Source organism: Paludisphaera rhizosphaerae, from assembly GCF_011065895.1.
Lineage (GTDB): Bacteria > Planctomycetota > Planctomycetia > Isosphaerales > Isosphaeraceae > Paludisphaera > Paludisphaera rhizosphaerae.
On sequence record NZ_JAALCR010000005.1, the window covers coordinates 279,892 to 292,902 of the forward strand.

Genomic DNA, 13,011 nt, shown 5'->3' on the forward strand with positions numbered 1-13,011 from the left:
CGGGCGATGCCGTCGGCCTGGCTCATTCATCACGTCGCCAGCGGCCAGGCGTTCTTCACAGGCGCGGCGTGCCTGATCGCCGCGGCGTGGCTTTCGACGCGCGCGAAGAGAACGCCGCTGCGAGCGACGAGAAACGCGCTGGTAGGATCCGGAACGATCCTGGTTGTCGCGTCAGCGACGCCTCTGCCGGTCTGGACATACGTCATCCTCTTCGTTTGGACGGCGTCCTGGGCGGTCGGTGAGTGGCACGTCGGCAAGCTCTCGGCGCGAACCGTGGGGGCGCTGAGGCTCGGGGTCGCTGCGGTTTGGCTCGCGGCGGTGATGCTGGAAGCGACGTATCACGTTATCCCCGCCCTGCCCCGGCTCGATCGGCCGATGCTCGGCGTTGTGGGGGATTCGCTCACGGCTGGTACGGGCGACGCCCACGTCGTCGGCTGGCCCACAATCCTGGGCCGCGAGCACGGCATCGACGTGCGTACCCACGCCAGAGCGGGCGCGGGGGTCGCCGAGGCGATCGGATTGGCGAGGGAGATTACCCCGGCGGAAAACCTCGTCCTGCTTGAGATCGGTGGCAACGACATGCTCGGCGGAACGCCTGTCGCGCGTTTCGAAGAGGGCCTCGATAGACTGCTTGCAGAAGTCGTCCGCCCGGGGAGAGTGGTCGTCATGATGGAACTCCCCCTGCCGCCGACGTTCAACGCCTTCGGCCGATCGCAGCGCCGGCTGGCTCGGCGTTACGGGGTCCATCTGATCCCAAAGCGGGTCCTGCTTGGCGTCCTGCTTCGCCAGGGGACGACGTCCGACTCGGTCCACCTGACCGAAGCCGGCGCGAATGCCATGGCGGACGCCGTCTGGCGAATGCTAGGTCCGGCGTTCACGAGCGACTGATCGGCGCCGGCGTACTCCCTTTCGGAGGCCCTTGGGGAGGGCTACGATGTGGCTTTCCCGACCGTCACGGATTTTGGGGAAGCCATCCGAACGGCCTTCCCCCCTCGCGGGGGAAGGTGGCCCGAAGGGCCGGATGAGGGGGGATCGGCGTTGGGTTCAGAACGATCGTCGGATGCGAGTCCGACGGCGGTCCTCCCCCGCATCTGACCGTTCCGTGGGCTGCCTCCTCTGAATCGGTGACCGTCCGCGGTTTTCCGCGGCCTGGCGCAGAGTGCGCCGGGCCGTCCGGTCCTCGGAGGAACACCAACATGCCGACCTCTCCTTCCATCATGGCCCGATCTCGCCGCCTCGCTTCGGGCCTGCTCAGCCTGGCCGCGGCGATCGGGTTCGCGACGAACGGTCACGCCCAGTTCGGCGGGATGCCGGTCCAGGCCGCTCGCGAAGTCCCGGCCGGAGGTCTCGTCTCCTCGGCTCGGGCCGACGGGCTCATCAAGTCTCCGGCCCCGTTTCAGGTCTTCCAGCGCAACGCGAACGGTACGGCCGACGTCCCGCTCGTCCTGGACGACTCACTCAAGGACGCCAAGAACGTCCGGGTGGCGCTCACAGGAGCCGCAGGAATACTGTCGCCGCCGTATGTCGACGGTAAGCTCGTCGGCGTGCCGACGGGCGGGCCGTATACGCTCAACGTGACTTACAATCCACCTGGCTCTCCCGCCGCCGCGATGATCCCCCTCGGGCCGATCTACGTCGGCGATCTGTGGGTCCTGGCCGGCCAGTCGAACATGGAAGGCGTCGGCGACCTGCTTGACGTCACGCCCCCCGATTCGCGGGTGGCCGCTCTGGGGATGGACGGCAAGTGGGTTCAGGCCGTCGAACCGCTCCACTGGCTGGTCGATTCGCCCGACCCGGTCCACTCCGGCGACCCCGCCACCCGCGCCGAACGCTCGGCCAAGGACCACAAGACGCGTACCAAGGGGGCCGGTTTGGGTCTCCCCTTCGCCGTTGAGATGGTGAAGGCCACGGGCGTCCCCGTCGGCCTGGTGACGGCGGCCCACGGCGGCACGAGCATGGCCCAGTGGAACCCCGCCAAGAAGGATGAAGGGAGCAAGAGCCTTTACGGCTCGATGATGCGGCAGATCCAACTTGCCGGCGGCCGCGTGAAGGGCGTGCTCTGGTACCAGGGCGAGAGCGACCAGACCCCCGAGGCCTCGCTGATCTTCGAACGCACCTTCGCCGACTTCATCGGAGCCGTCCGCGCCGATCTCGGCCAGGCCGACCTGCCGTTCTACTTCGTCCAGATCGGCCGGTTCACCATCCACGGCGATTCCACCGGCTGGAATCGCGTGCAAGAGGCCCAGCGGGTGCTGCCGGACCGCCTCTCGAACACGGCCGTGGTCTCGGTGATCGACCTGGAACTGGACGACCCGATCCACGTCGGCGCCCAGGGCCTGAAGCGCGCCGGCGCGAGGCTGGCGAAGATCGCCCAGCGTCAGCAGTTCGGCCTGATCGGCGCGTCGACGCCGACCTTCGATCGCGTCGCCCTCGGCCCGAACAACACGCTGGAGGTGAAGTTCCGGGGCGTGAACCGCCTCGACGCCGGCGGGCCGAACAGCTTCAACGTACCGGGGACGCTGGGGGTCATGACCGTCGGCGGCCTCAGGCCCGGCTCGCTTGCCATTCCCGACGCCGGCGGCCTCAAGCCCGCCACGCACATCGCCGGCTTCTCGGTCCGCAAAGCCGACGGGTCCGCGATCCCGCTGATCTACGAGGCCCGCGTCGGCGTCAGCCGCGACTCGGTCGTGCTCAAGACCTTCGGCGCGATCCCGCCGGGCTCGTTCCTCTGGTACGGCTACGGCTACGACCCTTACTGCAACCTGACCGACTCCGCCGACATGGCCGTCCCCGTCTTCGGCCCCGTCCCGCTCGACCCGATCCTGCCGGCCCCGGCCGTCGCCGCCGCCGCGCCGAAGCCCGAGGAGAAGAAGGCCGAGGAGCCCAAGGCCGCCGCCCCGAAGAAGCCCCGCGCCCTGATCATCACCGGCGACGAGGTGGGCGCGCACGACTGGAAGAAGACCCATGAGGCCCTGCAGAAGATACTGTCCGAAGGCGGCAAGCTCGACGTCGACGTGACCACGACGCCGAGCAAGGACCTGACCGACGAGAACCTCAAGAAGTACGACGTGCTGGTCCTGAACTACCGCAACACCCCGCAGGGCTCGCCGGAGAGCCAGTGGTCCGACGCCAACAAGGCGGCCTTCCTCAAGGCCGTGCACGACGACGGCAAGGGGCTGGTCTCGTATCACTTCGCCTCGAGCGCCTTCACCAACCCCAACTGGGAGGAATACGAGAAGGCCCTCGGCGGCTGGCGGAAACAGGGCTTCCACGGCCCGGCGCACGCCTTCACCGTGAAGAAGACCGACGCCAAGCACCCGATCTCCGACGGCCTCCCCGCCGAGTTCGACCACGCCATCGACGAGCTCTACCAGAACTCCAAGCTCCCCGAGGGCGCCGTTGTGCTGGCCACCGCCTTCTCCGACCCGGCCAAGCCCAAGGGAACCGGCAAGGACGAGGCCGTGATCTGGGTCAATGAATACGGCAAGGGCCGCGTCTTCTCGTGCGTGCTCGGCCACGACGTCAACGCCCTGACCGACTCCAACGTCCCCGCCTGGATCCGCCGCGGCACCATCTGGGCGGCCACCGGCAAGGCGGAGTGAGCGCGACGGTTTAGCACCGACTTCGAAAAGCCCACGGCCGACGCCCTCCCCACGGTGGACGTCGGCCGTTTCCATTCCTCCCGCCATCGCATCTCGCCGACTCGTCAGCCCAGGGACCGAATCACGCCTGCCTTCCGCAACTCGTCCCAGATCACCCCGACATGGCCGACGATCGCGGCCGCTACCATCGCCGCGACGTCCACGTCCGTGAACGTGGTCCGCCTCGTCAGCAGGACCAGCAGCAGGCAGACGCCGACGAGCAACACGACGCCGATCAAAGCCTTGATGCGAGACATGGCCCACCCCCCTCACGCCGATCGTCCGGGGCCGGCCTTCGGTCCCGCATGGGGGGTTATCAAGGTTTCTCGAAGGGGCGGACGTGGGGTGTGGAGATTACAGCGGCTTTCTCCGGAACTGCGGACGATTGTTGGTCAGACCTCCCTTCTCCCCTGGTGGGAGAAGGTGGCCCGAAGGGCCGGATGAGGGGGATCCCAACGGCCGGCGTCGGTCGCGCCCCCCCTCATCCGCCGCTGCGCGGCACCTTCTCCCACCAGGGGAGAAGGGACGCCGTCGCCGGTTCCTTTGTATGCCATCCCAGAGTAAACCGCTGTATCCAGGCATCCAAAGAGCGCGAGGGGGCTCGCCGCAGCGCGACCTCGTTGCATTCCCCCTTCCCCTGGGTCAATCTATCCGGAGGTATAGACAGCCCGTACGGCCGAGGCGGACAGAGTCACGCAACGGCGTGCATCGAAGGATCAGATCCATGAAGACCTCATCGGCGCTCGTCGTCGCTCTACTCGCGATTGTTCCCCAGTCCTCGGCCGGCGAACCGCCCAGGGAGCGGCGGCTGTCGCGAGAGGAATACCGCGACAAGATGAAGGGCGGCTGGATCGGCCAGATGGCCGGCGTGGGGATCGGCGGGCCGACCGAGTTCCGCTGGCAGGGGGCGATGGTGCCGGCGAACAAGGTGCCGGCCTGGAAGCCCGAGACGATCAACCAGTTCGACCAGGACGACATCTACGTGGAGATGACCTTCCTGCGGACGCTCCAGAAGTACGGGCTCGACGCCACGACCCGCCAGGCGGGGATCGACTTCGCCAACAGCAAGTATCCGCTCTGGCACGCCAACAAGGCCGCCCGCGACCGACTCCGCGAAGGGATCGCCCCGCCCGACAGCGGCCACCCCGCGTTCAACGATCACGCCGACGACATCGACTACCAGATCGAGGCCGACTTCTCCGGCCTCATCGCCCCTGGCCTCCCCAACACGGTCATCCGCCTGGGCGACACGTTCGGCCGGCTCATGAACTACGGCGACGGCCTCTACGGCGGCGACTTCGTCGGCGCGATGTACTCCGAGGCGTTCTTCGAGAGCGACCCTGAAAAGATCGTCCGCGCCGGCCTCGCCGCCATGCCGGAGAAGAGCCAGTACCACGAGTGCATCTCCGACGTCCTCAAGTGGTATCACGAGACCCCCGACGACTGGCAGGCCGCCTGGCGGAAGATCGAGGACAAGTACCAGAAGAACCTCGCCTACCGCCGCTTTTCGTGCAGCAAGAACGAGAAGGAGCCGTACAAGTTCAACATCGACGCCAAGATCAACGGCGCGTACATCGCGATGGGCCTGCTCTACGGCAAGGGCGACCCCGAACAAACCATCGTGATCTCCACCCGCTGCGGGCAGGACTCCGACTGCAACCCCTCGAACGCCGCCGGCGTCCTGTTCGCCAGCATCGGCGCCGCGAAGCTCCCCGCCAAGTACACAAGCGCCCTCGACCAGAAGACGAAATTCAACTCCACCGACTACGCCTTCCCCGACATCCTGGCCGTCTGCGACGCCCTCGCAACGCAGGCCGTGACGAAGGCCGGCGGCCGAATCGAACGCTCGGCCGACGGCGCCGAGACCTTCGTCATCCCCGTCGAGACGCCCCGCCCCCGGCCGCTCGAATCGTGCTGGGAGCCCGGCCCGAAAGCCGACTCACGGCTCACCGCCGAGGAGCGGTCGCTCATCACGGAGAAGAACAAATGACGGTTCGATCATGCCTCACCGTCCTCGCCGCCCTGGTCGCTCTCGCCGCCCCCACCCGCGGCGAGGAGCCGAAGAAAATCGACCTGCGGACGAAGGCCGGCGTCGAATCGGTCAAGGGCGAATGGCGCTGGCATGACGTGACGCTCGTCCCCGTCACGGGCAAGAACCCGGACGGCTCCCCCAACAAGACCTACAACTACGAACCCCGCGCGATGGCCGCGGACTACGACGACTCGAAATGGGAGGTCATCGCCCCCGAGACCCTCAAGGACCGTCGATCCACGGGCCAGATCTGCTTCTGCTGGTACCGGATCAAGGTCACTCTCCCCCCCGGGGTCGAGGGGAAATCCGTCTTCTTCCAGACCGTCGTCGACGACTACGGCGAGGTCTGGGTGGACGGCCAACTTCCGTACAAGGTCGGTCAGGCGGGGGGGAACGTCGCATCGGGATTCAACTATCCGAACCGCGTCGAGCTGGCCGACCCTGCGCCGGGCAAGACCTACTCGTTGGCCGTCTTCGGCATCAACGGCCCCATCTCCGTCACGCCCGGCAACTGGATCTTCCTGGGGCCGACGTTCCTGGAGATCGTCGACAAGGACAAGAAATGAGGGGCCGTTGACGGAGTTGCAAACCACGGCCGAGCCGACGCTCGTCGCCGAGCCCGGCCGGGTGGAGTCGGTCGACGTCCTCCGCGGATTGACGATCCTGCTGATGGTCTTCGTCAACGATCTGGGGAAAGCCGCCCCCTCGTGGCTGCACCACATCGAGCCGTCGTCGGCCGACGGGATGACGGTCGCCGACCTGGTCTTCCCCTGGTTCCTGTTCATCGTCGGCGTGTCGATCCCGCTGGCGTTCGAGCGGGCCTTCGCGCGCGGGGCGACGGTCGCCGGCGAGGTCGGCCACGTCCTGGCGCGGACGGCCGGCCTGCTCATCATGGGCGTGATCGCCAACAACGCCGGCCGGGACAAGACGCTCGGCTCGCCGACCTGGGAACTCGCGGCGTTCATCGCCATGATCCTCGCCTGGTCGGCCCCCCCGACGAAGCCGGGGACGAAGCGGACGACGTTCCTCATCCTGAAGGCGCTGGGGGTCGTCGCCTTGATCGGCCTGCTGGCGGTCTATCGTCGCGATCCCGTGAACACGTCGCTCCCCTTTTACGGGACGATTGAAGGCTGGCGATGGCTCCGAACGAGCTGGTGGGGCATCCTGGGGCTGATCGGCTGGGCCTACCTGACGGTCGCCCTCCTGACGCTGGCGCTCGGGCGGCGTCGCGAGTGGCTCATGGGGGCGATGGGGGTCCTGATCTTGCTCCACCTGGCGATGGAGCGCGGCGGGCTGTTCGGAAGGGTTGAGAGCAAGGCGTGGCTGGAGCCCGTCCGACCGATGATCGCCTGGCTGCAGCAAATCGTTGAGGTGATCGGCTCCTACGTGAATCTCGGCGAAGCGACGGGTTCCTTGGCGGCGATCACAATGGCCGGCTGCCTGCTGGGGACGATCCTGCGCCGGGAATCGGATGTATCGACGCCCCGCGATCGGGCCTCGTGGGTCGGCGTCTTCGCAGTTGGACTATTCGTCGCGGGGCTGGTCACGGACACGTTCGAGGGGATCAACAAGAACGCCGCGACGCCGACGTGGTGCCTCTGGACGGCGGCTCTCGCGGCGCTGCTGTGGCTGGCGCTTTACTTCGTCGTCGACGTCCACGGCTGGCGAGGCTGGACGATCCTCGTCCGCCCCGCCGGGGCCAACCCGCTCATTGCGTACTTCCTGCACCCGATCGTCGTCGAGGGCGTCTCGGCCGCCGGCCTGTGGGGGACCGTGCTCGCTTACAAGAACTCGCCGAACGCCTGGATCGTCGTCGGAGGATCGCTGGCGATGGCCTTGTTCGTCTGCGGCCTGACCGGGGCGATCGCTCGCCTGGGCCTGCGGGTTCGGCTCTGAAAACCAGCAGCCTGTTTTCATACGACCCAAGGTGACTTGCTTCCGGAGGACGCCATGAGAGGGCTCGTCCTGCTGATCCTGGCGATGACGTCCGTGGGACTGGCGCAGGCCCAGCAAGGGCCGACGCGATCCGGAGTCCTCGTCTACGGCGCGACACCGGCCGGAATCGCCGCCGCGCTCGCGGCCGCCGATGACGGCGAGAACGTCCTCCTGATCGAGCCCTCGGCGCGGATCGGTGGCTTGGCCGCCTCGGGGCTCTCGCACACGGACCTCCGTACGTTCGAGGGTCTCTCCGGCGCGTTCCTCGATTACTCGCGACGAGTTCAGGCATACTACGCCGCGAAGTACGGCGCCGACTCGCCGCAGGTCCGCGATTCCCTTCACGGCGTCTTCGCCGAGCCGAGCGTCGCGCTGGCCGTTTTCCGGGAGATGCTCGCCGAAAGGAAGACGGCGACCGTCGCAACCGGCGCGCGCCTGACGAGCGTCGCCACGACGTCCGCTCAAGGCCGCCCCCACGTAACCTCGGCGACGTTCGTGAAACCGGATGGGACGGCGTGGACCGTCGCGGCCGACGTCTTCATCGACGCCACCTACGAGGGCGACCTCCTGGCCGCGGCCGGGGTTCCGTACCGGGTCGGTCGCGAAGGCCGCGCGGAGTTCGGCGAGTCGCTCGCGCCGGAACAACCCGACGGGGAGCTTCAAGCGTACAACTTCCGCCTGATCATGACGCGCGACCCGCGAATCCGCGTCGCCCCGCCGCGACCGGCCGGCTACCGTCGCGAGGATTACCAGCCGGTCCTGGAGATGCTCAAGGCGGGCCGCTTCCGATCGATCTTCGGCTATCCCGACGGTTGCATCTTCAAGGCCCACGTCCCCCCCCTGCCGAACGCCAAGTACGACATCAACGACGTCTCGAAGGGGCTGATCCGGCTGTCGCTGCCGGGACGGAACCTTGGCTGGCCCGAAGGAGGTCCCGCCGAGCGCGAGCGGATCGCCGCCGACCATATGAACGACACCCTCGGCCTGCTCTACTTCCTGCAAAACGACGAGGAGGTCCCCGCGCAGTATCGCGAGGAAGCCGCCTCGTGGGGGCTGTGTCGAGACGAATTCGAGGAGACCGGCGGCCTTCCCCCGCAGCTCTACGTCCGCGAGGCGAGGAGGATGGAAGGGGCCTTCACGTTCACGCAGAAGGACGCCGAGTCGCTCCCCGACGAGAACCGCGCCGTGCTCCACGCCGATTCGATCGCCGTCGGCGACTACGGCAACAATTGCCACGGCACGAACCACGAGGGCCCTCGGTTCGGCGGTCGTCACACGGGCGAGTTTTACAAAGTCCCGAAGCCCTACCAGATCCCTTACGGGGTCCTCACGCCGAAACAGGTGGACAACCTGCTCGCGCCGGGGGCGGCGAGTTCATCGCACGTCGGCTTCTGCGCCCTTCGGCTGGAGCCGATCTGGATGTCGCTGGGCCAGGCGGCGGGGCACGCCGCGCACCTCGCTCGCGTCGAGGCACGCCCCGTCCAGAGCGTGCCCATCGTCCGGCTTCAGGAGAGTCTCCATCGAGCGGGCTCGGCCACGATCTACGTCTCCGACGTTCCTCCCGGAAGCCCCGACTTCGAGATCGTCCAGACGATCGGCACGGCCGGGGGCTTGCACGGCCTCGCCCCGACTTCGCCGCCGGGGCCCCACAAGAAGCGGAAGGACAGCCCGTATCTGGAGGCCTTCCCGAACCACGCCGCGAGCCTGGACGCCCCGCTCGACGCCCCTCTGGCCGCGCGCTGGCGGAAGCTCGCCGAGGGGCTCGGCCTGCGGGTCGACGGCCTCCCGGAGGCCGACGGCCGCACCACCCGCGGCGACTGGCTGCGAGCCGCCGCTCGACCCTCTCGATGAGCTTCCGGTTCGTGTGAGTGTGAATCAGGCGCCGACGACGCCGTTGCTGGTCTGGGCGGCCGGGCTCTCGGCGGTCGTGCACGAGCCTCCCTCGCCGGCGCAGCAGGGACGCGGCGGCAGCAGATGGCCCATCTTGTCGCGCTTGGCGTCCATGTAACTCTGACGCTCTTCATGGGGAGGCGCGATGATGGGGACCTGCGCCACGACCTTCAGGTCGTAGCCGTAGTAGATGAAGGCGTCGGTCTTCTTGGGGTTGTTGGTCAACAGGCGGATCTTGGTCAGGCCCAGATCCTTGAGGATCTGGAGGCCCGGGCCGTAGTCGCGCATGTCCGCGCGGTGGCCCAACGCCAGGTTGGCCTGGACGGTGTCCATCCCCTTGTCCTGGAGGTTGTACGCCCGGATCTTCTCGATCAGGCCGATGCCCCGCCCTTCCTGCGGCAGGTAGATGAGCGCGCCGACGCCCTCGGCGGCGATCATCTCCAGGGCCATGTGAAGTTGGTCGCCGCAATCGCAGCGGAGCGAATCGAGCAGGTCGCCGGTGAAGCAGGACGAGTGGAGCCGGACGAGCGGGGCCTCGACCGATTGCAGGTCCCCCATGACGAAGGCGACCGGTTCGTTGCCCGGCTCGTGCTGGACGCGATACCCGAGGATCCGGCCGTGGCCGTACTTCGAGGGCAGGTCCGCCTCGGCGATGCGGTTGACCAGCTTCTCGCGGGTCCGGCGGTAGCGGATCAGGGCCTCGATCGAGATGATCGGCAGGTCGTGCTCGCGGGCGACGGCCTGCAGCCGGGCGCCACGGGCCATGCCGACGCCGTCGGTGATTTCGCAGATGACGCCGGCGGGGGTCAGCCCGGCGAGCTTCATCAGATCGACGGCCGCCTCGGTGTGGCCGGCGCGACGGAGCACGCCCCCCTCCTTGGCGATGAGCGGAAACAGGTGGCCGGGGCGAAGGAGATCGCCGGGCTTGGTCGCCGGGTCGAGGATCGCCGCGACCGTCAACGCCCGCTCGCTGGCGCTGATGCCGGTGCGGCAGGAGACGTGGTCGACGGGGACCGTGTAGGGCGTCTCGTGGGTCGACGTGTTGTTTTTGACCATCGGATCGAGCCGGAGCCGGTCGGCGACCTCGGGCATGATCGGCATGCAGACCTGGCCGCGACCGTGGGTGATCATGAACTCGATCACCTCGGGAGTGGCCCGCTCGGCGGCGACGACGAAGTCCCCCTCGTCCTCGCGGTCCTCGTCGTCCACGACGATGATCACCCGCCCCGCCTTGAGCGCCTCGATCGCGTCCTCGACCTTGGAATACTCGTACCCCATCGTCCCCATCCATCCATTTCCCGGCCCGCCCATCGTCGGGAACCTCCCGAGCGCGCCGAACCTCGCTCCATTCTACGCCGGAAGGCCAGGGGAAATCAGGATGACTCCCAAGCGACCCGGTCGAGCCCGTCCCTTCGCGCCTCGCTTTCGGCGTGAGGCGATCGTCCTTCCGCCCCCCCCTCATCGAATGAAAAGGCCCTGATCGTCCCAGCTTCGAAGCGTGGTCGGGATCTTGGAACCGTTGCGATAGGACGAGATCGCCTCAGCGATTCTGGTGACGGGAAGCCGGAAACTTAATTCGGTGAAGTAGATGGTTTCAGGTTCGCCATAATCCGTCGTCCCGGAAATCTCCAGGACACGGCCGGAGGAGGTTCCGTGGAGGGTTGAATCGCCGAGGCGCATCCAGGGGATACGGACGACGCGAGATCGGAATCCTTGCCCAGACAAAAGGAGCCAGACGATTCGAAGAAAGCCCGGTATGAGGGGAATCTTGTCGAGCCAGGACTCGCCGATCACCAGCGCCTCGATTCCCTCACGACAGATCCGAAGCAACGGGCGGCGTCTCACCCGTAGGCTGTAAACACCGTGGGCGAAGAGGACGGCGCATACTCCCCCCATGCCCAGGGTGATTAAACCGTCCTTCACGTCCACGCCCTTGTTAGGACGATGTGTGATCATCAATGCGATCAGCACGACGAAGTTCAAAGTCAATAAACCACCAACGACTGCCTCCACACGACATATCCACATTTTCGCCCGAAATTCGACGGGATCGGCAGGCCTCATCTACGAGTGGCTCCAACGGATGACGCGGCGGGTGGTGAGTCTCGTCGCCTCGAGTGCGGCTCAGCGGGCCGGTTTGACGTCCATCGGCACGCGCATCAGGTAGACGCGGACGGCGTCCTCCCAGGCGAAGTGGATCTCGCCGGCTTCCTCGTCGATGTAGCCGTCCGGGTAGTTGAGGTTGGACGACGGATCGGCGACGAGGTCGACCTTGGTCTCCCAGGTCTTCATATCGTCGCGGCTGATCCAGAGGGAGAGCGGGCTGCGACGGCCTCCCCCCTTGCCATCCGTGCCGACGGGGTTGTTGAGCAGGAAGATGCGGCCATCGCGGGCGCGGAGGGGGCGGCACTTGGAGGACGGGTTGGGGATGTCGGATCTTCGGATCGGCGACCACGACTCGCCGCCGTCCGCCGAGTCGCTCCGCCAGAGCCAGCCGTCCTTCCCCTCGCGGACGAGCATGGCGACGGACCCGTCCGACAGGGGGACGACCTTGGGCTCGTAGAAGTGGCGAGGGTCGTCGTTGTGGAGGTAGCCGCGGAGTCGGAAGCTCTGGCCGCCGTCGTCCGAGAGCATCGCGCCGACGCAGTAGCGATGCTGGCGCGTCGCCCAGGCGTTCGCCGCCTTGTAGATCAACTGGCTGTCCGAACCGTGCGGCAGGACCACCTGCGGCGGCGTCCGCGAGCCGACGCGGGGCTCGTCGGGAGGACGGCCGGCGGAGGGCTCACACCACTCGTCGCCGATCTGTTCGGCCCAGCTCACGGGGATCACCCAGCGGCCGCTCGCCAGGACGATCCCCTGATTGACCCAGACGTTGTGGATGCCGCCGGGGATCGAGTGCGGCCCCTGCCACGTCCGGCCGGCGTCGCGGCTGACAGCGCGGAAGCTCTGGATCTGGGTCAGCCAGGTCCCCAGCGAATAGGTCTGGAGGAACGCGTGGACCTCGCCGTCGCGGGGGACGAACAGCTCGGTCGTGAACAACCCGCGATGGGCGTGGCGGAAAAGGACCTCCGGGGCCGACCACGTCGCGCCGGAGTCGTCGCTGCGGGCGATCATCGTGAAGTTGCCGTCGACTGGCTCGGAGAAGCCGCCGGTCGTCCAGGTGCAGATCAATCGCCCCGGCGCGACGCGGCGGAGGATTGCCTCGCGAGTCCACTGCTTGATGCCGCTGGCCGCCCAGGGATAGCCGCCCGGCCCGGGCCACAATTCGACCTGCTTGACGCCCGGGTGGACCCATCGATTGGGGTTGGGAGGAGGCGGCGCCTGGGCGTTCGCCTGACCCGCGACCGCCGCCCCCGCCGCGGCCAGGCCCGCAATCACCTCACGCCGGCCGACCGACAACCTCTCGCCGTTCGCTCGCATGGCTTCCTCTCGAACCGGCCCGTTTTGCTCGACGCGAACCCTCAGGCGCCGGCCCGAGTATACCGGGGCTCGACGCCGCCGGCAGGCATTCCC

10 protein-coding genes are annotated in these 13,011 nt (G+C 67.6%); 6 read left to right on the forward strand and 4 right to left on the reverse strand.

The window, feature by feature from the left end:
* The first annotated feature begins 6 nt into the window (after positions 1-6).
* Together G5C50_RS08770 and G5C50_RS08775 are read left to right on the forward strand one after the other, a co-directional pair.
* Positions 7-888 carry an SGNH/GDSL hydrolase family protein gene (locus G5C50_RS08770; protein WP_165067863.1) on the forward strand — a complete coding sequence of 294 codons (882 nt, stop codon included), beginning with the start codon at positions 7-9 and terminating at the stop codon, positions 886-888.
* A 308-nt stretch (positions 889-1,196) separates the two neighbouring features.
* On the forward strand, positions 1,197-3,602 hold the full coding sequence (locus G5C50_RS08775; RefSeq protein WP_165067865.1) for a sialate O-acetylesterase: 2,406 nt from the start codon (positions 1,197-1,199) through the stop codon (positions 3,600-3,602).
* A 104-nt stretch (positions 3,603-3,706) separates the two neighbouring features.
* Here G5C50_RS08775 and G5C50_RS08780 read toward each other — a convergent pair whose 3' ends face one another.
* Positions 3,707-3,898 (reverse strand): hypothetical protein, encoded by a 192-nt coding sequence (locus G5C50_RS08780; protein ID WP_165067867.1) that lies wholly within the window; start codon positions 3,896-3,898, stop codon positions 3,707-3,709.
* Between the two features lie 467 nt (positions 3,899-4,365).
* Here G5C50_RS08780 and G5C50_RS08785 point away from each other — a divergent pair, with 467 nt between their 5' ends.
* The 4 genes from G5C50_RS08785 to G5C50_RS08800 are packed head-to-tail and all read left to right on the forward strand — an operon-like array spanning position 4,366 to position 9,459.
* Positions 4,366-5,631, forward strand: coding sequence for an ADP-ribosylglycohydrolase family protein (locus tag G5C50_RS08785; protein WP_165067869.1), 1,266 nt, complete (start codon positions 4,366-4,368; stop codon positions 5,629-5,631).
* Positions 5,628-6,239 (forward strand): hypothetical protein, encoded by a 612-nt coding sequence (locus G5C50_RS08790; protein WP_165067872.1) that lies wholly within the window; start codon positions 5,628-5,630, stop codon positions 6,237-6,239. Before G5C50_RS08785 ends, G5C50_RS08790 begins: the two co-directional genes overlap by 4 nt.
* A gap of 7 nt (positions 6,240-6,246) precedes the next feature.
* Positions 6,247-7,569 carry a DUF5009 domain-containing protein gene (locus G5C50_RS08795; RefSeq protein WP_165067875.1) on the forward strand — a complete coding sequence of 441 codons (1,323 nt, stop codon included), beginning with the start codon at positions 6,247-6,249 and terminating at the stop codon, positions 7,567-7,569.
* Positions 7,570-7,623: 54 nt separating this feature from the next.
* Positions 7,624-9,459 carry an FAD-dependent oxidoreductase gene (locus G5C50_RS08800; RefSeq protein WP_206107621.1) on the forward strand — a complete coding sequence of 612 codons (1,836 nt, stop codon included), beginning with the start codon at positions 7,624-7,626 and terminating at the stop codon, positions 9,457-9,459.
* A gap of 24 nt (positions 9,460-9,483) precedes the next feature.
* Here G5C50_RS08800 and ribA read toward each other — a convergent pair whose 3' ends face one another.
* The 3 genes from ribA to G5C50_RS08815 form a co-directional block, all read right to left on the reverse strand.
* Positions 9,484-10,776, reverse strand: coding sequence for a GTP cyclohydrolase II (ribA, locus tag G5C50_RS08805; protein WP_165068006.1), 1,293 nt, complete (start codon positions 10,774-10,776; stop codon positions 9,484-9,486).
* A 180-nt stretch (positions 10,777-10,956) separates the two neighbouring features.
* Positions 10,957-11,562 carry a hypothetical protein gene (locus G5C50_RS08810; RefSeq protein ID WP_165067877.1) on the reverse strand — a complete coding sequence of 202 codons (606 nt, stop codon included), beginning with the start codon at positions 11,560-11,562 and terminating at the stop codon, positions 10,957-10,959.
* 60 nt (positions 11,563-11,622) lie between these two features.
* Complete coding sequence (locus tag G5C50_RS08815) at positions 11,623-12,918, reverse strand: exo-alpha-sialidase (protein WP_165067879.1); 1,296 nt, start codon at positions 12,916-12,918, stop codon at positions 11,623-11,625.
* Positions 12,919-13,011: the final 93 nt, after the last annotated feature.

Excerpts from the sequence above, each read along its gene's own strand:
- G5C50_RS08770 (WP_165067863.1), top strand. The coding sequence starts at position 7 with ATGCCGTCGGCCTGGCTCATTCATCACGTCGCCAGCGGCCAGGCGTTC.
- G5C50_RS08775 (WP_165067865.1), top strand. The coding sequence starts at position 1,197 with ATGCCGACCTCTCCTTCCATCATGGCCCGATCTCGCCGCCTCGCTTCG.
- G5C50_RS08780 (WP_165067867.1), bottom strand. The coding sequence starts at position 3,898 with ATGTCTCGCATCAAGGCTTTGATCGGCGTCGTGTTGCTCGTCGGCGTC.
- G5C50_RS08785 (WP_165067869.1), top strand. The coding sequence starts at position 4,366 with ATGAAGACCTCATCGGCGCTCGTCGTCGCTCTACTCGCGATTGTTCCC.
- G5C50_RS08790 (WP_165067872.1), top strand. The coding sequence starts at position 5,628 with ATGACGGTTCGATCATGCCTCACCGTCCTCGCCGCCCTGGTCGCTCTC.
- G5C50_RS08800 (WP_206107621.1), top strand. The coding sequence starts at position 7,624 with ATGAGAGGGCTCGTCCTGCTGATCCTGGCGATGACGTCCGTGGGACTG.
- ribA (WP_165068006.1), bottom strand. The coding sequence starts at position 10,776 with ATGGGGTACGAGTATTCCAAGGTCGAGGACGCGATCGAGGCGCTCAAG.
- G5C50_RS08810 (WP_165067877.1), bottom strand. The coding sequence starts at position 11,562 with ATGAGGCCTGCCGATCCCGTCGAATTTCGGGCGAAAATGTGGATATGT.
- G5C50_RS08815 (WP_165067879.1), bottom strand. The coding sequence starts at position 12,918 with ATGCGAGCGAACGGCGAGAGGTTGTCGGTCGGCCGGCGTGAGGTGATT.